Origin of the sequence: Methylobacterium sp. V23 (assembly GCF_002917135.1) — a bacterium.
Lineage (GTDB): Bacteria > Pseudomonadota > Alphaproteobacteria > Rhizobiales > Beijerinckiaceae > Methylobacterium.
On record NZ_PDHT01000023.1, the window covers coordinates 12,885 to 34,337 of the forward strand.

At 72.8% G+C, this 21,453-nt stretch carries 18 protein-coding genes; 8 read left to right on the forward strand and 10 right to left on the reverse strand.

Going from position 1 to position 21,453, the window contains the following annotated elements; all coding sequences use genetic code 11:
* Positions 1–194 precede the first annotated feature (194 nt).
* Positions 195–638, forward strand: coding sequence for a MarR family winged helix-turn-helix transcriptional regulator (locus CRT23_RS19550; protein WP_055957630.1), 444 nt, complete (start codon positions 195–197; stop codon positions 636–638).
* 122 nt (positions 639–760) lie between these two features.
* Here the strand turns inward: CRT23_RS19550 and CRT23_RS19555 are convergent, their stop codons facing one another.
* Genes CRT23_RS19555 through CRT23_RS19580 form a run of 6 tightly spaced genes read right to left on the reverse strand, consistent with a single transcriptional unit; the run spans position 761 to position 7,652 of the window.
* On the reverse strand, positions 761–1,444 hold the full coding sequence (locus tag CRT23_RS19555; RefSeq protein WP_103711290.1) for a class I SAM-dependent methyltransferase: 684 nt from the start codon (positions 1,442–1,444) through the stop codon (positions 761–763).
* 57 nt (positions 1,445–1,501) lie between these two features.
* Positions 1,502–2,578 (reverse strand): glycosyltransferase, encoded by a 1,077-nt coding sequence (locus CRT23_RS19560; RefSeq protein WP_103711292.1) that lies wholly within the window; start codon positions 2,576–2,578, stop codon positions 1,502–1,504.
* Positions 2,575–3,492 carry a galactosyltransferase-related protein gene (locus tag CRT23_RS19565; RefSeq protein ID WP_103711294.1) on the reverse strand — a complete coding sequence of 306 codons (918 nt, stop codon included), beginning with the start codon at positions 3,490–3,492 and terminating at the stop codon, positions 2,575–2,577. Before CRT23_RS19565 ends, CRT23_RS19560 begins: the two co-directional genes overlap by 4 nt.
* A gap of 46 nt (positions 3,493–3,538) precedes the next feature.
* Positions 3,539–4,675, reverse strand: coding sequence for a glycosyltransferase (locus tag CRT23_RS19570; protein WP_103711296.1), 1,137 nt, complete (start codon positions 4,673–4,675; stop codon positions 3,539–3,541).
* A 21-nt stretch (positions 4,676–4,696) separates the two neighbouring features.
* Positions 4,697–5,608, reverse strand: a complete 912-nt coding sequence (locus CRT23_RS19575) for a galactosyltransferase-related protein (RefSeq protein WP_181017391.1) — start codon at positions 5,606–5,608, stop codon at positions 4,697–4,699.
* On the reverse strand, positions 5,598–7,652 hold the full coding sequence (locus CRT23_RS19580) for an HAD-IIB family hydrolase (protein ID WP_103711298.1): 2,055 nt from the start codon (positions 7,650–7,652) through the stop codon (positions 5,598–5,600). Before CRT23_RS19580 ends, CRT23_RS19575 begins: the two co-directional genes overlap by 11 nt.
* 75 nt (positions 7,653–7,727) lie before the next feature.
* Here CRT23_RS19580 and CRT23_RS19585 point away from each other — a divergent pair, with 75 nt between their 5' ends.
* Both CRT23_RS19585 and CRT23_RS19590 read left to right on the forward strand, forming a co-directional pair.
* A complete protein-coding gene (locus CRT23_RS19585) occupies positions 7,728–8,768 on the forward strand; it encodes a glycosyltransferase family 4 protein (protein ID WP_103711300.1) in 1,041 nt (346 codons plus the stop codon).
* Positions 8,768–9,985 (forward strand): glycosyltransferase family 4 protein, encoded by a 1,218-nt coding sequence (locus CRT23_RS19590; RefSeq protein WP_103711302.1) that lies wholly within the window; start codon positions 8,768–8,770, stop codon positions 9,983–9,985. Before CRT23_RS19585 ends, CRT23_RS19590 begins: the two co-directional genes overlap by 1 nt.
* On the opposite strand, the gene CRT23_RS19595 is transcribed toward CRT23_RS19590, so the two are convergent.
* Positions 9,973–10,956: a hypothetical protein gene (locus tag CRT23_RS19595; RefSeq protein WP_103711381.1), complete on the reverse strand. Its 984-nt coding sequence runs from the start codon at positions 10,954–10,956 to the stop codon at positions 9,973–9,975. The two genes, CRT23_RS19590 and CRT23_RS19595, sit on opposite strands and share 13 nt — an antisense overlap.
* A 190-nt stretch (positions 10,957–11,146) precedes the next feature.
* On the opposite strand from CRT23_RS19595, the gene CRT23_RS19600 reads away from it, so the two are divergent.
* The 4 genes from CRT23_RS19600 to CRT23_RS19615 all read left to right on the forward strand — a co-directional run bounded on the left by CRT23_RS19600 (position 11,147) and on the right by CRT23_RS19615 (position 17,058).
* A complete protein-coding gene (locus tag CRT23_RS19600) occupies positions 11,147–11,794 on the forward strand; it encodes a hypothetical protein (protein ID WP_181017395.1) in 648 nt (215 codons plus the stop codon).
* A 60-nt stretch (positions 11,795–11,854) separates the two neighbouring features.
* Positions 11,855–12,547 (forward strand): hypothetical protein, encoded by a 693-nt coding sequence (locus CRT23_RS19605; protein WP_103711304.1) that lies wholly within the window; start codon positions 11,855–11,857, stop codon positions 12,545–12,547.
* Positions 12,548–12,737: 190 nt separating this feature from the next.
* Complete coding sequence (locus CRT23_RS19610) at positions 12,738–15,098, forward strand: EAL domain-containing protein (protein ID WP_103711306.1); 2,361 nt, start codon at positions 12,738–12,740, stop codon at positions 15,096–15,098.
* Between the two features lie 283 nt (positions 15,099–15,381).
* Complete coding sequence (locus tag CRT23_RS19615) at positions 15,382–17,058, forward strand: cache domain-containing protein (protein WP_055957602.1); 1,677 nt, start codon at positions 15,382–15,384, stop codon at positions 17,056–17,058.
* Between the two features lie 103 nt (positions 17,059–17,161).
* Here the strand turns inward: CRT23_RS19615 and CRT23_RS19620 are convergent, their stop codons facing one another.
* The 3 genes from CRT23_RS19620 to CRT23_RS19630 are packed head-to-tail and all read right to left on the reverse strand — an operon-like array spanning position 17,162 to position 19,842.
* On the reverse strand, positions 17,162–18,055 hold the full coding sequence (locus CRT23_RS19620; protein WP_103711308.1) for an NAD(+)/NADH kinase: 894 nt from the start codon (positions 18,053–18,055) through the stop codon (positions 17,162–17,164).
* A gap of 9 nt (positions 18,056–18,064) precedes the next feature.
* The gene (locus tag CRT23_RS19625; protein WP_103711310.1) at positions 18,065–19,060 is read right to left on the reverse strand and encodes an SPFH domain-containing protein; all 996 of its coding nucleotides are present in this window, start codon (positions 19,058–19,060) and stop codon (positions 18,065–18,067) included.
* 29 nt (positions 19,061–19,089) lie between these two features.
* Complete coding sequence (locus CRT23_RS19630; protein WP_103711312.1) at positions 19,090–19,842, reverse strand: NUDIX domain-containing protein; 753 nt, start codon at positions 19,840–19,842, stop codon at positions 19,090–19,092.
* A gap of 414 nt (positions 19,843–20,256) precedes the next feature.
* Between CRT23_RS19630 and CRT23_RS19635 the strand changes: the two genes are divergently transcribed.
* Positions 20,257–21,273 (forward strand): NAD(P)H-binding protein, encoded by a 1,017-nt coding sequence (locus CRT23_RS19635; protein WP_103711385.1) that lies wholly within the window; start codon positions 20,257–20,259, stop codon positions 21,271–21,273.
* Positions 21,274–21,453: the final 180 nt, after the last annotated feature.

A 21,453-nucleotide genomic window follows, 5' to 3' on the forward strand; every position in this document is an offset into this window, starting at 1 on the left:
GACGCGCCGATCCGTCGTGAAATCGCCGAGGGGCCGCTTCGCATGAAGCGCGACTCCTTCGCCATCTCCGTCGGCGAGGCCTGCCTCGTCGTTTGCGCGCGTCCTGTCCTGCGGCATGATCGTTCCCCCTGAGGTCGCTGGCGATATATATCGTACCACGATATAATAAAGCCCCTGGAGCAGAGGATTTGGAGATGTCCGCTGACCCCCCGCCGCGGGAGGCCCTGTCGCGTGCCCAATACGCGGCCATCGCGGCCTTCCGCTATCAGCTGCGCCGCTTCCTGGCGTTCAGCGAGGCGGCCGCCCAGCAGGCCGGCCTTCCGCATCAGCAGCACCAGGCCCTGCTGGCCATCGCGGGCCATGTGGGCGCGGAACCCCCGACCGTCGGCCTGCTGGCGGAGCGGCTGCTGATCGCGCCGCATACGGCTGCCGAACTCGTCTCACGCATGGTCGAAGCGTCGCTGCTGACGAAGACGCGGAGCCCCCAGGACGGACGACGGATGGAGCTGGCGCTGACGCCGCGGGCGGAGGTCATCCTGGCCGCCTTGACGGTGGCCCATCTCGAGGAACTCCAGACCATGGAGCCGGCCCTCGTGCGCGCGCTGGGCGGGCTCGATCGGACATCGCGCGACGGGTGAGACGCTCATCGCGATGGGCGCTGCCCGCCGGGGGAGGGCGCTGCGACCGCCGAGCTCCGATCTGCGCACCGCGGAAGCGCCTCTCCCGGAAGCGCCCCTCCCGGGAGCGTCGTCTCAGGGGCTCAGAGCGGCTTGAGAAACTTGCACTTTCCCCCTTGGGCCCAGGGACCCTGCACCCGTGCCTCGGCGCAGAACGCGTCGACCGCGCGGGTCACCCCGGGGAAGCGGCCTCCGAGGCTGTCGTAATCATCGGCGATGAAGAGGCCGCCGGGGCGCAGGACCGGCCACCAGGCCCGGAGATCCGCCGCCACGGAGGCCTCTTCGTGACCGGCGTCGAGATGAATGACATCCGCGGTCACGCCGCGCAGGCGCAGGAGCTCGGCGGCATTCACCGAGTCCAGCGGCAGGGGCAGGACCCGGTCCGCGAGCCCCTCGCGCAGCACGTTGGCCAGGAAGGTGCGGTACAGGCTCGGGTAGCCGTGCTCGGTGGCGAGTTCGGCGAACAGGGCCGCGTCGGCCCAGTGATCGACGGCACCGAGCCAGGTATCGACCGCGATGACGGTTCCGTGGACGCCGTGCGCCGCCAGGGCCTTGGCCAGGTGCAAGGTGCTGGCGCCCTTCCAGGCGCCGATCTCCACGACCACGCCGGGGCGGAACGTCGTCACGGCCTCGTCGAGGAAGGGATGGACGCTGCGCCAGCCCTGGAGGTCGAGGGGGCGCAGATCGTCCGGCGGGTCCGCGAACGGATCGCGGCCGTGCCAGAGGGCATCGAGGAGGGTGCGGCGGGTCGTCGGGGGACGGCTCATGGTGTCGGCTCGCGATGCGGGGCGCGCCCGCCGGGGACTCGGGTGCGTCGGGGGGGATCAGCCGTGGGCGGCGCGGTGCGCACGCGCGTAGAGGTCTTCGCAGCGCGTCAGCCAGCGATCGCGGGTGAACAGGCGCAGGACCCGTGCGTGCGGGACCGTGCGCGGGATCGCGAGGGCGTCGCCGATGGCCTGCGCGAGGGCTTGCGCGAGGGCCGGCCCCGCGTCCGGCGGCACGAGATGGCCGGCCTCGCCGACGACCTCCGCGGCCGCCCCCATGGCCAGGCCCGCCACCGGTACGCCGCAAGCCATCGCCTCGATGGCCACCAGGCCGAAGGGCTCGTCCCAGCAGGGCGTGAACAGGAAGACGGAGGCGCGGCCGATCTCGCCCGCCAGGGCGTCGCCGGAGAGATGGCCGCCGTAGCGGATCGATCCACCGAGCTGCGGGGCGATCTGCGCCTCCCAGTAATCCCGGTTCTCGATCGGACCAAAGAGCGTCAGGGGAAGGCCGGCGCGCCGGGCCGCCGCGACGGCGAGATGCGTGCCCTTGATCGGCGCGATGCGCCCGGACCAGACGGCGCCACCGTCTCCCCGTTCCCGGAAGGGCCAGGCGGCGGGATCGACGCCGTTGTGGAGCACGGACACCTCCGGCGGCGCACCCTCCGGCCACCAAGTCCGGCGCTGAGCCTCCGAGGTTACGGTGATCCGGTGCCCGGGCACGAGGCTGTCCGTCACGAACCAGCGCAGGGCGTCGTAGGGCGGGACGTGCAGCGACGTGACGGTGGCCACCCCCGCGAGACGCCGCCGCTCCAGGGGCAGGCGGCTCAACGCATTGTTGTGGAGCACGTCGAAGCCCCCGGCCGCGATCCGGTCGCAGGCGGCGGCGTATCCGGCATCCACGTGGGCTTTCAGCCCGGCATCGCCCCGATGTTCGAGGTCCGGAAAGCTGCGCTCGTGATGGACCGGGATCACCGGATCGACGGGGAAGCGCGGGTCGCTGTCCCCGGCGGCGAACAGGACCACGTCGTGTCCCCGCGCCATCAACCCGTCGGCCAGCGCCCAGCACTGGGCTTCCATGCCGCCCGCGAAGGGCCGCGCCACCGGATGGCGCAGATGGGCGAGGAGCGCGATCCTCACGCCGTCGCCGCCGCGGCGGCCTGGGCCTCCAGGTGGCGGATGACGGAGGCCGAGTTGCTGTAGGGCTGGTGGCTCTGCTGCCCGGTCAGCGCGAAGTCGCCGGCCTCCGGGCGACGCAGGATGCGGATCGGCCGGTCGGGGGTGTCGTCGATCAACCCCATCACCTTGAAGGCGTAGAGCCAGTGGCCCATCGTGCGGTAGCCCCACTTGGCCTCGAACAGCTCGGCGTTGCGCACGACGCTGTCGAGGTGATGGACCGGCGGCATGTGATGGGGGTGGTACTGGTGATAGGCCAGCCCGCCCTTCATCCAGGCGATGGGGAGGCCGGCCTGGTCGAGGACCTTGCCGAAATCCGTGTCCTCGCCGCCGTAGCCGGTGTAGCGCTCGTCGAAGCCGCCCGTGGCCAGGAAGGTGGCGCGCCGGATGGCGAAGTTCAGGGACCAGAAGCAGCGGTAATCCGGGCAGATCTCGAGACCGGAGGCCGGGGGACCGCGGCGGTCGGAATGGCGCTCGGCGACCGCCGCGAAGCCCTCGCAGGTCCAATCCCCCGCGGTCGCGCGCTCGGGCAGGTGAAGGACCTCGCCCATGAGCAGGCCGTCGAGTTCCGCGAGGCCGCGCGCGTAGTCGGCCACGAGGTCGGGGGCCGGGATGCAGTCGACGTCGAGGAAGACGATTGCGTCGCCGCCGGCCGCCGCCACCCCCTGGTTCCGCGCCGCCGCCAGCGGCAGGTCGGTGCCCGGCACCAGGATCTGGCGGACCGGGAAGGCGACCTCGGGCAGATCGTAGGGCGCGTCCTGCATCACCGCCACGATGAACTCGGCGGGGGCTTGCGTCTGGCGCTCCAGGCCGCGGAGCAGGTTGCGCAGGTGCGCCGGCCGTCCCTTGGCCAGGGTCACGACGGAAACGGTGGACATGGGGCGGTCTGGCTCCGGGAGGTTCGAGCGCGGGGAAAGCGGGCGGTCAGCCGGCGGCAACGACCGTGAGGGCGGCGGGCGCCGCCGCGCCGTGCCAGAGCTCGTCGGTCAGGCCCTCGAGCCAGCCAGCGGCGCGGGCGGCGGCGTCCGGCGCGTACAGGCTGCGCAGCGGGGCGGTGTCGAGGGCGCGGGCCCGGGCGAGGAGGTCGCGCCAGCCCTGGAGATCGCCGGGCCAGACCGGGGCCTGGACGGCGGCGCCGAGGCGGACCAGGGCCTCGGCCTTGCGGGTCTGCTCGCCGAAATAGCGCCACTCCGGCATCACGATCAGGCGTCCGCCGACGCGGGCGACCTCGTGAATGGTGTTGTCGCCGGCGGAGGCCACCACGATGTCGGCGGCGGCGAGGTAGTCGGTCACCGAGGGCACCCAGCCGAGTTCGCGCAGGTTGGCGAAATCGGTCTCGTGGCCCTCGCGATGGGTCGGTCCCAGGGTCAGCCACAGGGCCTCGGGCGCGGCCCGGGCAGCCACCGTCAGGGGGGCGTAGGGCGTGCCGCTGCCCCCACCCCCGGTCACCGCGACGACGATCTCGCGGTCCGGGTCGAGGCCGAGCTTGTCCCGGGCCTCCGCCCGATCCGGCACCCGGTCGACGCTGGTGCAGAGCCCGCCGCTGTAGAAGGTCTTGGCCCGCAGGGCGGCCGGGTAATCGTCCTGCTCCATGCGCGCGTCGAAGGGGGCCAGCATGCCGACACAGGCCTCGTAGGCGCCCACATGGCCGATATCGGTGCGGTCGCCGTGCATCCGGATCTGCACCGCCGGCACGCTGGCGATGCGCGCCAGCAGCGCGATCTCCGCCGAGACGTCGACCACGAACAGGCCGACGTCGCGCTCGTCGAGATGGTCGAGGATGCGCCGCATGGTCCGGCGCATCGCGATGAGGCCGAGCGGCACGCAGTGCATGACCTGGGGCGTCGGCTCCGCGTAGAGACGCGGCGTCGGCACCTCGGCGCCGATCATGTTCGGCAGCGGCACGATCTCGATGTCGCGGGAGAACCCGTCGAAGAGCTGCGGGCCGGCGGTGAGGACGGAGACGGGCCGGTCCTGGGCGAAGGCGGCGGCCACCGCCATCGTGCGGTTGGCGTGGCCGCGTCCCTGGTGATGGACGAAGAACGCAATGGGTTTCTTCATGGCTGTCGGGTTCGCGATCCGTCAGGAGAACAGGGCGTCGGGTTTCAGGGCGGCGGCGATCTCAGGGGCCGCCGGCCGGCGCAGGACCCGGATCGCGGGGGCGTCGTCGGCCCAGTCGATCAGCCCGGCGGCCCGGAACTGGTCGAGCCAGTAGGTCATGCACCAGCGCCCGTGCGTGTGCCGGAAGCGGGCGGCGTTGGCGAGGATGGAATCGAAGTGCTGCAGCGGCGGCACGTGGACGGGATGGTGCTGGTGGTAGGCCCGGGCGCCCCCAACCCAGTAGGTCGGCAGCCCGGAGGCCGCGAGGCGCGCGGCGAGGTCGGTCTCCTCGCCGCCATAGCCGCGATAGGCCTCGTCCATGCCGCCGACGGCGCGCCAGGACCGGGCCGGGAGCGCGAAGGACAGCCCCCAGAGCTGGCCGGGATCGGCCTCCCGGTGCAGGCCCTCCGGCGGGACCGAGGGGCGCGCCGGATGGGTCCGGCCGAGCCGGGCCAGCGCCGCTTCGTCGGTGGCCGCTTCCGGGCTCAGCCCCGTGGGCAGGTACAGGACCTCGCCGAGGAACAGGCCGTCGGTCTCCCCCGCCGCACGCCGGTAGGCCTCAACCACGGTGGGGGAGGGGATGCAGTCCACGTCGAGGAAGATCAGCAGCTCGCCCGCGGCAGCCTCGGCCGCGCGGTTGCGGGCGGCGGCGAGGGGGAGCGGCTCTCCGGCCACGTGGCAGTGGCGCACGGGGCAGCCCGGGTCCGGCAGGTCGGGCGCGCGCTCCGGCTGCATCCAGGCGATCACCAGTTCGCCCGGGCGCACGGACTGGCGCGCCAGCCCCGCCATCAGGTTGCGCAGGCGGTCGGCCCGGCCGCGCACCAGGGTGAGCACGCTCACGCCCAGACCGCCGGATGCCCCGCTGGATGGTCCGGCGGACGGCTCAGCCGGCATCGGCCAGCATCCGGCGGAAATGGCCGACGCCCTCGATGATGCCGCGGGCGTGCGAGGCCCGGGCGACGTAGGAGTGCTGCAGGGCGGCGTTGCTGGCGAGATCGTCGGAGTAGTTGGCCACGATGATCGCCTGGGCCTGGGCGCGCAGCATCTCGACGTCGTTGCCCGAGTCGCCGGCCACGAACACCGCCTGCTCCGGCAGGCCGTAGAGGGCTCGGACATGGCCCACCGCCGTGCCCTTCGAGGCCGCCTCCGGCAGGACGTCGAGGTAGAGGCCGTGGCTGTGGATCACGCTCGCGGACAGTCCCGCCCGGGCGAGCCCTGCGCGGACCCTCTGGGCGGTCGCCGCATCCCCGAAATAGCTGAGCTTGTGCCCGCGCTGCTCCAGGGGCCCCTGGGGCACGAGGCCGTCGAGATCGGCGAGCGCCGCGCGCACCTCCGCCCGGTCCCAGCCGGCCGAGACGGTGGCGCGCCAGGCGGCATCGAACGTGTAGGTCACGCCGTTGGGGTCGAGGTGGTAGATCTCCGATCCCACCGAGGTGATCATCACCTGGGGGCGTGGACTGGCCTGCTGCTCCAGGATCGCCATGGCGCTGTGGAACGAGCGGCCGGTGGCGACCCCGAAGGCGAGCCCCGCCTGCCGGCTGCGCCAGCGCCGGAAGATGCCGAGCGCCGCCTCGCAGCCCACCAGGGTGTTGTCGATGTCGCAGACGAGGAGCTGACGCGCATCCGCCAGCGGTGGGATCGGGACGAGCAGCGCCCGCAGCAGGTCGTGGTAGCGCGCGGCGTGCCGGTCCCAGTCGTAGGCGGCGGCCGCGCGGGCGCCCCCCGCCACGCAGCGGGCATAGAGGGCGGGATCGTCCAGGATGCGCAGGCACGCCGCCGCGATGGCGTCGGGGGTGCGCGGATCGACGAGGAGCCCGTTGCCGCAGGTCTCCACGATGTCGTTGGGGCCGCCGCTGTCGGTGGCCACCAGCGGCAGGCCCGCGGCCGAGGCCTCCAGCAGGGTCAGGCCGAAGGGCTCGTTGAGGGCGGGATTGACGAAGAGGCCGCCGCGCGCGCGGGCATAGGCGTAGAGGGCCGGGACGTCCTCCGGCCCGTGGGTCTTGGGATAGGCCACCCGCCCGTAGAGGTCGTAGCGGTCGATCAGCACCAGGATTTCCCGCATGGTGCCGGCCATGTCGCCGTCGAGGGTATCGATGTCCTCGCGGGTCCCGGCCATCAGGACGAGGTTGGCCCGCGCCTGCAGGGCGGGGCTCTCGCCGTAGGCCCGGACCAGGGCGCCGAGGTTCTTGCGCGCCACCGGCCGGGCGAGGGCGAGCAGCACCGGCTTGCCCGGATCCTGCAGGAAGCGGTCGATGGTGGCGTCCACGCGCGGCAGAGGTTCGGCCGCCGCGAACCGGGCCAGGTCGCTGCCCGGCGGCAGGACGCGGATGCGACCCGGGTCGTAGGCCGCATACCCGGCATACTGCACCTCGGCCTCGTCGCGGGACGAGGCGACGACGAGGCTTGCGCGCGCGAGCGCGCCCTCCTCGGCGCCGATGCGGCGGGCGAGCTCGGGGCAGGCTTCGGCGCCGTGGCCGAGCATCGATGCCTTGACCCGCCCGAGGGAATGGGCCGTGAACACGAAGGGAATGCCGAGGGCATCCTCGACGATCGTCGCCACGGAGGCGGCATCGGCGTAGTGGGCGTGGATCAGGTCGGGGGGCTGCGGCTGGGCCGCGATCCAGGCCATGAGGTTGCGCGCGAAGCTGTCGACCTCCGCGTGCATCTCCTCCTTCGAGCGGTAATCCGCTGACGTGCTCGCGAGCCGCACGAGCGTGACCTTGTCGGAGATCCGCTCTTCGGGCACGGCGTAGTCCGGGCCGAGCGCGCCGCGGAACAGGCGCGTCGCGATCACGATCCGCGCGATGCGGTCATCCTGGGACGAAGCGGCCACCAGATCGAGCAGGTAGCGGATGTGGCCACCCGTATCGGCGGTCAGACCGAACACGACCCCGCCGCCGCGAAGGCAGCCCTGCAGGGCGATATGCAAGACAAACATCAGGCCGCTTGCAACTCAAGCGTCTTCTGACAAACAGAATTCAGACAAAGAAGCGTTATCGGGGAAGTACATACCGTGATTCGTGTTGCCCAAGTCGCCCCCAACATATTCCCCGTTCCCCCCAGGCACCACGGCGGCACGGAGAGGGTGATACATGACCTCAGCACAGCACTGGTTGACCTAGGGGTGGAGGTAACGCTCTTCGCGCCGTCCGACAGTGCGACAGGTTTGCCGCGCATCGGCGACCAGCCGAGCCTCGCGGCCCTGGAGCAGCGTCACGGGCGGGTGGCGCCGGGCGTCCCGGCAGCCCTGGACGCCCTGCAACTGGAAGCGCTGCGGTCCCGGCTCGACCAGTTCGACATCGTGCATTGCCACGGCGAGTTCGCCCATGCGGCGCTCCTTGGCGCGCGCCGGCGGCACAGCCTGACGACGGTGCACTGGCGGGTGGACGAACTCGACCGGGAACTGTTCTTCGCGGGCTTCCCCGACCTGCCGGTGGCGGCGATCTCGGCGGCGCAGGCGGCCGGCATCCCCCCGGCGAACCGGGCCGGGATCGTGCATCACGGCCTCGCGCGCGACCGCTACGCCCTGAGCACGCAGCCCGGCCCGCACGTCGCCTTCGTGGGCCGGATGACCGACCAGAAGCGGCCCGACACGGCGATCCGGGTCGCGCGCGCCGCCGGCCTGCCGATCCGGCTCGGGGGCACGATCGATGTCGGCAATCCCGACTATTTCGAGCACCGGGTGCGCCCGCTCCTGGGGGAGGACGCCGCCTATCTCGGGCCCGTGGACGATGCCCGGAAGGCCGACCTCCTGGGGAGCGCGCGGGCGCTCCTCTTCCCCATCGACTGGCCGGAGCCCTTCGGCCTGGTGATGATCGAGGCGATGGCCTGCGGCACGCCCGTGGTGGCCTGGAACCGCGGCTCCGTGCCGGAGATCGTCGAGGACGGCGTGACCGGCTTCATCGTCGCTTCCGAGGCGGATGCGGTGGCCGCCCTGGCCCGGATCGGTGAGCTCGACCGGACCCGGATTCGCCGGCGCTTCGAGGCGCGCTTCACCGCCGAGCGCATGGCGGCCGACTACCTCGCCCTCTACCGGCGCCTGCTGGCCGCCTGATGCGCGTCGCCCTCCTCGCCTGGGACTACCCGCCGGCCCCGAGCGGCCTCTCGACCGCGGCCCGCGAGATCGCCGAGAGCCTCGCCGGGTCCGGCGCAGACGTCACGGTCTTCAGCCTCGACCGGACCGGTGGCGAGCGCCGCGGGGGCGTCACGGTGGCGGGCCTCGCCCTTCCGCCCGGCGGCGGGCTGGCGCGCCTGCGCCGCTGGGGGGCCGCGGGGCACCTCGCCGCGCCGCTCGCCTTCCGCCGCGCCGTCCTGGCGGCGCATGCCCGCCAGCCGTTCGACGTCGCGGAAGCCACGAACTGGTACGCCCCCGCCGCCTTGCTGGCCGGGCGCCGGGACCTCCCGCTGATCACGCGAAGCTCGACGCCTGCCGCCTTCACCCGGGACGCCCCCGCCAGCCTGCGCGACCGCCTCGACGGTGCGGCCGCCGACGCCCTGGAGCGCGCCCAGGCCCGGGGCAGCGCCGGCCTCATCGCCAACACCGCCGCGCACGGGGCGGTGATCGCCCGGGCCTATGGCCTGTCGGGACGGCAGCCGGAGGCGGTGATCGGCCTTAGCCTTCCGCCGGAGATCACGGCCGCGGCGCGCGGGGCCTCCTATCCGGACGAGACCGGGCCGGTGCGCCTGCTCTTCGTGGGCCGGGCGGAGGCGCGCAAGGGCTTCGACGCGCTCCTCGGCGCGATTGCGATCCTGGCCGACGCGGCGGAGCGGGGCGCCGGTCCTCCCTTCCGCCTGGACCTGATCGGCGTGCCCCCGGAGGATCTGCCGGGCGACCTGCCCGAGGCGGCCCGTGCCCGCATCCACGCCCGCGGTCGGGTCCCGGCCGGGGCCCTGGCCCAGGCCTATGCGGAGGCCCACGCGGTGCTCGCCCCCTCCCGCTACGAGAGCTTCGGTCTCGTCTACCAGGAGGCCCTCGCCTATGGCCGGCCGGTGGTGGCCTGCGCCGCGGACGCAAGCGCCCGCGCCTTCGTGGGGGCGCCGGGTGCAGGGCCCCTGGCGCCGGAGGCCACCGGCGCGGCCCTGGCGGAGGCCCTGCGTCCGCTCCTCGCCGATCCGGCTCTGCGCGCGGCCTACCGGGGGCGGGCGCTGGCGGCATCCGGCCGCTTCACCCGGGAGGTCCTGGGGCGCGAGACCCTCGACCTCTACGCCCGCGCCGTCGCGGCGGCCCGAACCGGTCCGCGCCGGCGCGCTTCGGCGCCTCAGTCCCGGTAGGGGCGCAGCAGCGCGGCTTCCTCCTCGGGGCGCCCGTGCCCGGGCGCGAGGCGCTCGTAGCGCCGCGAGCGCGCCAGGACGTGGGCCCGGTCGAGATGATGCGCGATCGTCCCGTGCAGGGCGATGAGGCTGCGCGGCCAGCCGCCGTCGAGCACCGGCCGCTCGTGCACGCGGCCGGCATAGCGCACGGACCGGCGGTTCAGCCGGTACTGGACGTCCGGGTAGACGTCCGAGAGGCGGCCGTCGACGTGGTTCCGGCGCGCCAATCCGATGGAGACGACATCCCCCGCCTCGGCCAGGGCCGCCAGCGCCGGCAGCCGCCGGCCGGCCTCGGCGGACAGGGTCTCGTCGGCGTCGAGCTGCAGCATCCAGGGATGGCGGGCGAGGTCCTGAAGGGCGTTGCGCTGGGCTGCGAAGTCCTGCCCCAGGGGCCGGGCCCCCACCCGAACGGCGCCCCGCGGGAACGCGGTGGCCGGCACCACACCCGGCGGACGCGCCTCGGCATCGGCGAGGATCACGACGTCGTCGGTCCAGGCCGCATGGACCGCGAGCGTCGCCAGGACAGCCTCCACGGCGTCGGGGCGGCAGAGCAGGCCGAGGGAGACGGGCCGCCCCGCCGCCCGGTCGAGGGCGTAGAGCGCCGCGCATGCGGCGTGCCGGTCGTGTGGCCGGCTGAGCGCCGCGCGCCCTGCCGCGTCACGGGGCCGGACGCCGCGCCCGTGGCCGGTCGCGGCACTGCGCAGGGTGTAGAGGTCGAGGCCGTAGGGCGCATCCGGGTCGGGGTCGAAGACCGGGCCGGCGAGCTGCGCGGCCAGGTGCGCCCGGCATTCCGCCGGATCGGCCGCCACCTCCAGCAGGAGGCCGCAGGCGCCGCAGGCGATGGGAAACGTCCTGACCCGCCCGTTCGGGTAGGCGAGGGTACGGCTGCTCGGCCCGAGCATGTCGGCCGCGCAGACGAAGCATCGGCGCATCATCGGTCCCGGACCCTTCGTCTCATCGCGGACATCCCGGCGCTCACCGGAGACGGTCTGCTTTCATCAACTGACTCTGCACCAATCGACTCGGCCTGTAGCGGAAGGATCCGAACGGACCTTGCCGCGCCGGGCCGGCGCCATACGTCCGCTGCTCCGCGAACCCCTGCCGCCATCGGACTTCTACCAAGTGGACCTCCCGGTCGACTCCCCGCGCAGGCTCGACCTGTTCCCCGCCGCCTCGGGACCGCTCGCCATCGTCGGCAACGCGCCGGGCCTCGATGCCGCCGCCGCGATCGACGCGGCGTCCTGCGTCGTGCGCTTCAACAACGCGCCGGGCTTCGGCGGCCGCGCCGGCGTCCGGGTCACCCATCTCGCCCTGGTCAATCGGGGCGGGCAGATGCGCGAGTGGCTCCGCGATCCGCGCTTCCTCGACCGCCCGGTGGTCCGGTGTGCGGATGCCTTCATCCTGCCGTTCCCGATGCTGCCGGCGGAGCAGAACCGCCCCGAACAGGTGTGCTGGACCCGCGAGGTGCTGGAGCTGCTGGCCCCTCTGGGCAAACCCGTCCACATCCTACCCGAGGACCTGCATCAGGCGGCACGGCTCCGGCTCGCACCCGTCACCACCGACCCTGGACCGGCCGGGCGGCCGAACCCGAGCACCGGCTTCCTGGTGACGCTGGCCTTCCTCCTGGGCCGCCCCCTCCGGCGCGGTCCGGTCGCGGCGCATGGCTTCGGCTTCGACGGCTGGCCCGGCCATCCCTGGACGGCCGAGCGCGCCTGGTTCCGGCAGGCCGAGGCGGCCGGGCACCTCCGCCTCCATCCTTGCCATTCCTGATCGCCGACGCCCGACTTCCCAGTCCTCTCCGACCGCCCCGCCCAGGATCGTGCCCATCCGATGACGACACTCATCACCGTCCTGAAGAGCGGCGGCCGCTACGACGCCGCCTGGGTCGAGCGCCTCGCCCGGGGCGTGCGCCGCCATGCCCCGGCCTTCGACCGGATCCTCTGCCTCACGGACCTGCCCCTGGCCGTGGCCGGCGTGGAGCGCGTGCCGCTCCGGCACGACTGGCCGGCTTGGTGGGCGAAGATGGAGGCGTTCCGCCCCGGGCTCACGCGCGGACCGACGCTGCTCTGCGACCTCGACACCGTCCTCACCGGGCCGGCCGATGCCCTGGCGGAGCCGGGCCTCACCGCCATGGAGGATTACTTCCACAAGGGCCGCCTCTCCAGCGCCCTGCTGCGGTGGCAGGGCGGCGAACTGGATTTCCTCTACGCCGCCTTCGCGGCCGAGCCGGAGCGCTGGATGGCGGCCGGTTCCTGCGGACCGGTGCCGAACGCCGTGCACGGGGATCAGGTCGTCATCGACCACCTGCTGCGCCGGGAGGGCCTGACTCCGGATTTCTTCCAGCATCGGTCCCCCGCGCTGCTCGATTTCTACGACCCGCGACGGGCCGAACACGGTCCGGTGGTCATCTTCATCGGCGAGTCAAAGCCGGATACCGCGACCGGCCCGGTCCGGACCGCCTGGGACGGCGCGTCGCCCGCGCGGGGCGACGATCCCGCCGGGGCCTCGGGAGCCGAGCACTGACCCTTCATCTTTATGGCCGGCATCGGACGGGACATCTTCGACGTTCACAATGTCGCACTCTGCTCGACGTAAAACGAAGCTGCATTGAAGGTGAAAAAAGTGTTTCCGGATGTTTTCTCTGAGTAAACAGTTGGGAATTTTTTCGAAGGCTTAACCCCTGCCGGCTCAGACCCTAAGCAGTGAGGTGGCCATGCAGGCGCTTTTAACGTGTGTTACTCAAAGGCATGACCAGCAGCTCTTACTCGCTGCGGCTCTGGTCTGTTCGATTGGCATCTACGCCGCGTCCGCCATTGCCACCCACGCCGCACGGGCGGAGGGCCTGACGCGTCTCAAGTGGGGGATTTCCAGCATCGTCGCGTCCGGGTGTACCGCCTGGGCCACGCACATGATCGCCTTGCTGGCGTTCCAGCCCGGCATGGCATCCGGCTTCGAGCCGATCCTCACGGCCGTCTCCCTGCTCCTGGTGATCGGCGGCATCGGCGCCGGGGTCCAGCTGTCCCTGGGTCAGCGAAGCCGTCTCCGCCGATTTGCCGCGGGCGTGATCCTGGGCCTCGGGATCGCGGCCCTGCACTATGTCGGGCAAGCGTCGTATCGCGTGACCGGCCATGTCTCCTGGGACATGGGCCTGGTGGGCGCGTCCGTCCTGATCAGCCTCGTCCTCTCCGGCCTTGCCCTCATCGCGGCGGGCGAGCGCAATCGCCTGTGGCGCCGGGGCGCCGTCCCCCTTCTCCTCGGCTCGATCATCGTCCTGCACCTCTGCGGCATGACCGCGGCGACGCTGGTCTACGACCCCGAGGTCCAACTGCCGGCGACGGCCATCGCGCCGTCGACGATCGCGCCGATCATCGCCGCGATCTCGATCGGCCTGCTGGTGCTGGCCTTCGTCGGCCTGCGCATGACCTTGGCGGCCCGCGCGCAGCTGCGTCGCGACCGCGAGCGCCTGCGCGAGCTGGCGAGCCTGGCCCTCGAGGGGCTCGCCGTCTGCGAGGACGACACCATCACCACCGCCAATCGAAGCCTGGAACTGCTGTCCGGCCGGAGCCAGAGCGCGCTCATCGGTTCCAGCATTACCCGGATGCTGCCGGGATTGATGCTGGCCGACCTGCCCGAGCAGGAGGAGCGCGACGCCGAGCTCATCGACGCGGACGGCCAGGGCGTCCCGGTGCGGGTCCTGCGCAAGGACATCATGCTCGGGCACAAGCGCCAGACGGTCGTCGCCTTCCGCGATCAGCGCGAGCGCCTGCGCTCCGAGGCCCGGCTGCGCACGCTCGCCTTCACCGATACCGTGACGGGCCTGCCGAACCGGGCCCGCTTCGGCGATCTGCTGGCTCACCACGCCGCCGCCCTGCGCGAGCAGGAGCGTGGTTTTGCCGTCCTGATGCTCGACCTCGACCGCTTCAAGTTCGTCAACGACACGCTCGGGCACGGGATGGGCGACGAGCTCCTGCGCAAGGTCGCGGCCCGCCTGCAGGCGGCCGTCGGCGAGGCCGACGTCGTCGCGCGCCTCGGGGGCGACGAGTTCGCGATCCTCCTCCTGGACCGCGCGGGCGCGCCCGGGCCGGAGGCCATCGCCGCGCGGATCGTCGAGGCGATCGACCGCGCCTTCCTGCTGGACGGCCAGCTGGTCCATGTCGGCGTCAGCGTCGGTGTCGCGATCGCCGTCCAGGACGGCCGTGAGCCCGACGCCCTGCTGCGCAACGCCGACCTTGCCCTCTACAAGGCCAAGGCCGAGGGCAGGGCGACCTTCCGGATGTTCGAGCCGGCGCTGGCCGAGCGGATGCAGGCGCGCAGCCGCCTCGAGGCCGACATGCGCCGCGCCCTGGAGGCCGGCGAGTTCGAGGTGCACTACCAGCCCCTCGTCGACTCGCAGACGGGCGTGGTCACGGCGGCGGAGGCCCTGGTGCGCTGGCGCCATCCCGAGCAGGGGCTCGTCGCCCCGGCCGACTTCATTCCCCTCGCGGAAGAGACCGGCCTCATCATGCCCCTCGGGGCCTGGGTGCTGCGGACCGCCTGCACCCATGCGGCGGCCTGGGCCGGCACGATCAAGATCGCCGTCAATCTCTCGCCGGTTCAGTTCCGGGACGACCGGCTTCCCGAGATGGTGGCCGCCGTCCTGGAGACGACGGGACTCCCCGCGAACCGGCTCGAGCTGGAGATCACCGAGGGGGTGATGCTCGACGACGAGACCCGCACCCTCGCGATGCTGACCAAGCTCAAAGCCATCGGGGTCGGCCTCGCCATGGACGATTTCGGCACCGGCTACTCGTCCCTGAGCTACCTGCGCCGCTTTCCGTTCTCCAAGATCAAGATCGATCGTTCGTTCGTCCGCCAGCTGCCCTCGGATCCCGAGAGCGCGGCCATCGTTCGGGCCATCATCACCATGGGGGCCTGCCTCGGCATGGCGACGACGGTCGAGGGGGTCGAGACCGCCGAGCAATACGCCTTCGTGGCGGCCGAGCAGTGCGGGCAGGTGCAGGGCTATCACGTCAGCCGCCCGCTGCCCCACGGCGACTTCCTGGCCTTTCTCACCGACACGAAGATGGCGGCCTGAGGATGCCCCGTCAGTCCGTCGGCACGCCGCGTCCTCGGAACGGGGACCCCGAAACCCGAGCCTCATCATGACGCGGCGTTGCCGGGATCGGCGCACGCTCATCCGGATCAAGGACCAGACCGTCCCGCTCGCCTCCGCGTGAGGACATCGCGCCGCGCGCCGGTGGCGTGCGGCTCTCGCCCCTTCAGACATCCATCGCAACGCAGGCGGCCGGCGGGCCAAGGCCCGTCCGCCGCCTGCGGGCCCAGTCCAGAATCCAGGCATCTCCAGAGTCCAGGCATCCATGACCTTCCGCATCGGTACGCGAATCCAACTCATCACCGTCACGGCCCTCCTGTGCATGGCCGCGCTGATCGGCCTGTCGGCCTGGGATCTCTCGCAGGCGATCACGGACGCCCGTGAGATGAAGACGCGCGATCTCGTGGAGACCGCTCACGGCGTCCTGTCGTATTTCGAGGGGGAGGCGCGCGCCGGCCGGATGGACCGCGCGGCGGCGCAGGCGGCGGCCGTGGCGGCGGTGCGCGGGTTGCACTACGCCGGCAGCGAGTATTTCTGGATCCAGGACATGCAGCCCCGCATGGTGCTGCACCCCAAGGCCGAGCTCATCGGCAAGGACATCGGCGGAATCACCGATCCCACCGGCAAGCCTCTCTTCGCCGAGATGGTCGCGCGGGTCCGCCAATCCGGGGCCGGCTTCGTCCCCTACATGTGGTCGAAGCCCGGCGTCGCGGCTCCGGTCGCCAAGATCTCGTATGTCCAGGGGTTCGAGCCCTGGGGCTGGATCATCGGCTCGGGCATCTACGCCGACGACACGGCGGCCCAGCTCCGGCCGACCCTGGTGCGGCTGTTCGGCGCCGCGATCGTGGCCGCGATCCTGCTGGGGATCCTGGCGACGCTGATCGGACGCGGCGTGGCACGGCCCGTCGACACCCTGACGCGCGCGATGGAAGGGCTGGCCGCCGGCCATCTCGACCAGGCGGTCCCGGCCGCGCAAAGGGCCGACGAGGTCGGGCGCATGATCGGCGCCGTGCAGGTCTTCAAGGACAACCTGATCCGCACGCGCGTGCTGGAGGCCGAGACGGCGCAGGCGCGCCTGAGCGCCGAGGCGCAGCGCAGGGCCGGGATGTACCAGATGGCCGACGCCTTCGAGTCGGCCGTCGGTGGCGTCATCGGCCTGGTCTCCTCGGCGGCCACCGAACTCCAGGCCACCGCGCAGGCGATGACCACCACCGCGACCGAGACCGCCAGCCAGTCGACGACCGTTGCCGCCGCCGCCGAGGAAGCCACCTCGAACGTCGGCACCGTCGCCGCGGCCGCCGAGGAGCTCGGCTCGTCGGTCCAGGAAATCGGCCGGCAGGTCACCGGCTCGGCCCAGCTGGCCCGGGCCGCCGTCGGCGAGGCGGATGAGACCGCGACCCTGGTGAGGGACCTGAGCGCGGCCGTCACGCGGATCGGGGACGTGGTCGGGTTGATCGCGTCGATCGCCCGCCAGACCAACCTCCTGGCGCTGAATGCGACCATCGAGGCGGCCCGCGCCGGCGAGGCCGGCCTCGGCTTCACCGTCGTGGCCTCCGAGGTGAAGGTCCTGGCGCAGCAGACCGCGGAGGCGACGAACGAGATCTCGCAGCAGATCGGGCAGATCCAGGCGTCGACCCGGCGGGCCGTGACGTCGATCGGCGGGATCGCCGGTCGGATCCAGGAGATCAGCGGCGTGGCCGCGTCGATCGCGGCCGCCGTCGAGCAGCAGGGAGCGGCCACGCAGGAGATCGTCCGGAACGTGAACCAGGCCGCGGCGGGCGCGGGCGAGGTCACCAGCAACATCTCCGGTGTGGCCTCTGCGGCCGAGGAGACCGGCGCCGCCGCCAGCCAGGTCCTCGGCGCGGCGTCGGACCTCTCGCGCCAGGCCGAGCAGCTGAACCAGGAAGTCGGACGCTTCCTCGCGACCATCCGGGCCGCCTGAACGGGGGCGTTCGTCGCGCGGGACGGGCCTGTCCCGGCCAGGCCTCCGCCCGATCCGGCGGGGGGGCGATGGCCTGGGATTGCCCCAGGCCCGTGCCGCAGCCCTAGCCGACCACCAGGGTCAGGGCCCGCTCCGCCGGCCCGAGGTCCACCCGGCGGCCCCAGTCGAAGGCGAGGAAGTCCTGCTCGATGCCGTCGGCGAAGACCACGCCGCCCTCGTTCATCCGTGACGTGACGGCGAGGACGGCCCCGGCGAGCCGGCCCGCCCGAAGGGTCGTCCCGGTGGCGACGCTCGGGAACGGCTCGCGCACCCAGTAGCCGACCGCCGCTTCCTCCGCGCCGATCCCGACGGTGAGGTGCGTCGCCTCGCCGATCGAGCGGGCCCAGCCGGTCAGGCCGGTGCCCGAGGCCACGATGAGGCCGCTCGACGACTGGTCCTCGGCGGTGCCGTCGACCGCGATCCGGTAGCGCGCGGATTGATGGCTGCGGTGGCCGACGAAGATCTCGTTCAGGGCCACGAGCCGCTGGCCGCCGTCGAGGGCGGCCTGCACCATGGTGCGCCGCTCCACCGGGGCCGCTCCCGCGGCGCTGGCCGGGAGCAGGGTGCGCAGGCGTTCCACCGCGACCCGCGCGAGGGCGCCGTCGTAGAGGTCGGGGGCCGGATTGACGCCGATCACCGGCTGTGCGCGCAGGTACTTCGCCACGTTGGCGACGAGGCCGTCCTGGCCCACCGTGACGACGACGTCCTCGGGGGCGAACAGGAAGCGGTCGAGGTCGATGCGCCGGGCCAGCGCCTGCCGCCAGTCCCCCGGCACCGCGGCCCGCGCCTGGCCGAGCACGGCGTGGAAGCGGGCGTGCCGGTCCTCGACCTCCGCGAGGCTCTGGCCGCGGCTCTCCAGGAAGAACCGGGCCTGGCCGCGGGTGGCGTGCCGGGCGAGCAGGGCCTCGTAATCGGTCTCGCGGACGACGAACACGGCGCGCGGGGTGATGACCGCCATGGCACGTCCTCAGCGGGGCGGGGCGGGGGGTGCGACCGGCGGGGCCGCGCTGCGGAATGCCCCGAGGGCGCTCGCCAGCAGGTCCGGCGTGACGTTGACGTGCTCGATGGTCTCCAGCTTGCCCGCGAGTTCGCGGGCGGCCAGTCCGAGGAGCACGGCCGGCGGAAGGTCGCGGTAGATCGCGGCCCGGCGCTGCTCGGCCTCGGCCTGGGCGCCCTCGACGAGACGGATGCGCTCGGCCTCCGCCGCCGCCGCCAGCCCTGTCGCCTCGGCGAGGCCCGCCGCGCGGTCGCGGGCGTTCTCCGCCTCCCGCGCGATGAGCAGCGCTTCCTGCCGGGCCAGCTCCGTCCGGGTCTCCAGCTCGTTCTCCGCGATGGCCCGCTCCTTCTCCACCGCCAGGGCGCGCCGGGCGAAGGTCGCCGCATCCGCCTTCTGCTGCAGGGCCTCGAAGGTGGGCGTCTGCAGGGCGCGCTCCAGCTCGCTCGACGGCGCCAGGTTGGTGAGCCGCACCGAAACCACCGCGAGGCCGATCTCCGCCAGGGCCGGGGCCGTCCCCAGCACCGCCTCGAGGCTCAGGCGCAGGGGCTCGGGCCCGGCATCCAGGAGGGCGCCCACCGGGCTGGCGCCGATCACCTCCAGGACGGCCTGACCGGCGATGCCGCCGAGGCGCGCCTCGATCCGCTCGATCGGCTCGCCCTGCGGCCGGCCGGTGCGAAGCCCGAGCGAGAAGTCGACGCGGCTCGCCAGCAGCTCCGGGTCGACGACGCGCCAGCCGATCGTCCCCTGCACGACCACGGTCTGGAAGTCCCGGCTGCGGCCGCGCACGAACAGGGTCATCTCCCGGTCGTCCATCGGCACCTCGCTGATGCTCGCGGTTTCCGGCCGGAACCAGAAGACGAGGCCCCGCCCGCTCTGCCGGATGCGGCCGTTGCGGTAGCGGATGACGTGGCTGCTCGCCTCGCTCCTGAGCTGGGCGACCGGGCCAAGGTTGCGGATCGTAGCCATGGGACCCTCCTGTGGGGCGCGCACTGGGATCAGAGCGGTTTCTGGAAGCGGTAGAGCTCGGCGGGCCGGAACGAGGTGCCGGCCACGCGGGTGCCGGTGGGGACGAGCCAGCCGCGGTCGAGCATCCGGCGGCGGAAGGCGGGCTTGTTCAGGGCGGTGCCCAGGATCGCCTCGTGCACGTCCTGCAACTGGCGCAGGGTGAAGGCCTCGGGCAGCAGCGCGAAGGCGACGTCGGAATAGTCGAGCTTTCCCCGCATCCGCTGCACCGCCAGGGCGAGGATCGCGGCGTGGTCGAAGGCGAGGCGCAGCGGCGTCGCCCGGTCGGGGTCGCCCGGTGCGAAGGCCGCGACCGGGCCGCCCGCCTCGCCCGCCCAGGGCACGGCGAGGAGGGCGGCCGACAGCCCCGCCTCCTGTGCCAGCGACCGGGCGAAGGCGGCCTCCGGCATCAGCGCGAGATAGGCCACGGTGACGATGCGCATGCGCGGGTCGCGGTCGAGGGCGCCGAAGGTGTAGAGCTGCTCCCGGTGGGTGTCCGCCACCGCCGCCGGGGCGAACCCCGCCTTCTCGCGCAGCACGCGCTCGGCCGCGCCGTCCAGGGTCTCGTCGGGGCGCACGAAGCTGCCGGGCAGCGCCCAGCGGCCGGCATGGGGGTGCTGGGTGCGCTGGGTCAGGAGCACGGCCGGGCGGCCGGCGCGCAGCCCCATCAGGACGAGATCGACGGTGAGGGCCGGCCGCGGGAAGGCGGCGGGGTCATACGCGCGGAGAAAGTCGTCCTCGGTCACGACGGAGCCTTATATCCATCTCGCATCTAACTAAGATGCGAAATGGATATAAGTCAAGCCCGTGCTCCCGGGGGGGCGCCCGATGGGTCGGCGGCGCCGGGCGTGGCCACGACCGGACGTTCGGGGAGGGCTCTGCGCGGAGGCCAGGGCCGAGGGACGGACCCCGGCCGCGGCGCCGCTGGCCCTGATCCCGGAACCGGCGGCGGGCGCGATCGCAGCGACGGACGCGTGACGCCCGACATGCCGGCCTCTGAGAGCTACCGCCGGCGGCTCGCCCGCGTCGTCGAGGAGGGCTATGCGGTGCCGTTCGGCTAGGGTCTGTCTTGGCGTTCGTCGTTTCGGGATAAGCGGTTCCCCCGTATCCCCGACAAACGCCGGGCGCCGGGGATGTCCGAGCACCGGGAGGACGCGCGCATGAGCCTGGATCGACCGGACGGCCCGGGGCCGCGCCGCGTCCTCCTCCTGGGGGCGACCGGCACGATCGGACGGGCCACCGCGCGGGCGCTCGTGGCCCGCGGGCATGCGGTCGTCTGCCTCGTCCGGCGCCGGGACGGTCCCACGCCCCCGACCGGTGCGGCCGACCCGCCCCGAGCGCCCCCGGGTGCCTCCGAACGGATCGTGGACTTCGCGGATCCCGCGTCGTTGGCGCGCGACGGCATCCGCGGCGAACGGTTCGACGTCCTGGTCTCGTGTCTCGCGTCGCGGACCGGATTGCCCGCGGATGCCTGGGCGATCGATTACGGCGTGTCGCGGAACGCCCTGGAGGCGAGCCGGGCGGCCGGCGTGACCCATGTCGTCCTGCTGTCGGCGATCTGCGTCCAGAAGCCGATCCTCGCCTTTCAGCGGGCCAAGCTGGCCTTCGAAGCGGTCCTGGTCGCCTCGGGGCTCACCTACACCATCGTTCGGCCGACGGCCTTCTTCAAATCCCTCTCGGGCCAAGTCGAGCGCGTGAAGCGCGGCAAGCCCTTCCTGGTCTTCGGCGACGGAACCCTGACGGCCTGCAGGCCGATCAGTGACGGGGACCTGGGCCGCTACCTCGCGGATTGCCTCGATGACCCGGTGCGGCGCAATCGCGTGCTGCCGATCGGCGGACCGGGCGACGCCATCACGCCGCGGGCGCAGGGCGAGCGACTGTTCGCGCTGCTCGGGCGCGAACCGCGGTTCCGGCACGTTCCGGTCGCCCTGCTCGACGGGATCGTCGCCGTCCTGGCGACGCTCGGACGCGGGGTGCCGGCGCTGGCGGCCAAGGCCGAACTCGTCCGGATCGGCCGCTACTACGCCACCGAGTCCATGCTCGTGCGCGATCCCGCCACCGGCCGATACGATGACGCGATGACCCCCGCCACGGGGTCGGAGACGCTGTTCGACTATTACGCCCAGCTGATCCGCGGCGAGGCGGTCGCCGAGCGCGGCGACCACGCGGTGTTCTGAGGCAGTGCGGCGCGCCCGGACCAGCACGCGCCACCCGGCTATGCTGAAGAATAGTACCGTGTTGCGAGATCAGCATCGCGCAGCATAATGCAATGAAGAGAGGCTTCAGTCGCGCCGGCGCCGTCATCCATGCAAGACTGGTATATCTGGCATATCGTATCTGGCATACCAAGGAACGGC

Bases quoted from the DNA above. Each gene is read 5' to 3' on its own strand.
- CRT23_RS19580 (WP_103711298.1), bottom strand. From the start codon at position 7,652: ATGTTTGTCTTGCATATCGCCCTGCAGGGCTGCCTTCGCGGCGGCGGG.
- CRT23_RS19620 (WP_103711308.1), bottom strand. From the start codon at position 18,055: ATGGCGGTCATCACCCCGCGCGCCGTGTTCGTCGTCCGCGAGACCGAT.
- CRT23_RS19625 (WP_103711310.1), bottom strand. From the start codon at position 19,060: ATGGCTACGATCCGCAACCTTGGCCCGGTCGCCCAGCTCAGGAGCGAG.
- CRT23_RS19605 (WP_103711304.1), top strand. From the start codon at position 11,855: ATGACGACACTCATCACCGTCCTGAAGAGCGGCGGCCGCTACGACGCC.
- CRT23_RS19635 (WP_103711385.1), top strand. From the start codon at position 20,257: ATGAGCCTGGATCGACCGGACGGCCCGGGGCCGCGCCGCGTCCTCCTC.
- CRT23_RS19615 (WP_055957602.1), top strand. From the start codon at position 15,382: ATGACCTTCCGCATCGGTACGCGAATCCAACTCATCACCGTCACGGCC.
- CRT23_RS19575 (WP_181017391.1), bottom strand. From the start codon at position 5,608: ATGCCGGCTGAGCCGTCCGCCGGACCATCCAGCGGGGCATCCGGCGGT.
- CRT23_RS19555 (WP_103711290.1), bottom strand. From the start codon at position 1,444: ATGAGCCGTCCCCCGACGACCCGCCGCACCCTCCTCGATGCCCTCTGG.
- CRT23_RS19565 (WP_103711294.1), bottom strand. From the start codon at position 3,492: ATGTCCACCGTTTCCGTCGTGACCCTGGCCAAGGGACGGCCGGCGCAC.
- CRT23_RS19550 (WP_055957630.1), top strand. From the start codon at position 195: ATGTCCGCTGACCCCCCGCCGCGGGAGGCCCTGTCGCGTGCCCAATAC.
- CRT23_RS19570 (WP_103711296.1), bottom strand. From the start codon at position 4,675: ATGAAGAAACCCATTGCGTTCTTCGTCCATCACCAGGGACGCGGCCAC.
- CRT23_RS19610 (WP_103711306.1), top strand. From the start codon at position 12,738: ATGCAGGCGCTTTTAACGTGTGTTACTCAAAGGCATGACCAGCAGCTC.
- CRT23_RS19595 (WP_103711381.1), bottom strand. From the start codon at position 10,956: ATGCGCCGATGCTTCGTCTGCGCGGCCGACATGCTCGGGCCGAGCAGC.
- CRT23_RS19590 (WP_103711302.1), top strand. From the start codon at position 8,768: ATGCGCGTCGCCCTCCTCGCCTGGGACTACCCGCCGGCCCCGAGCGGC.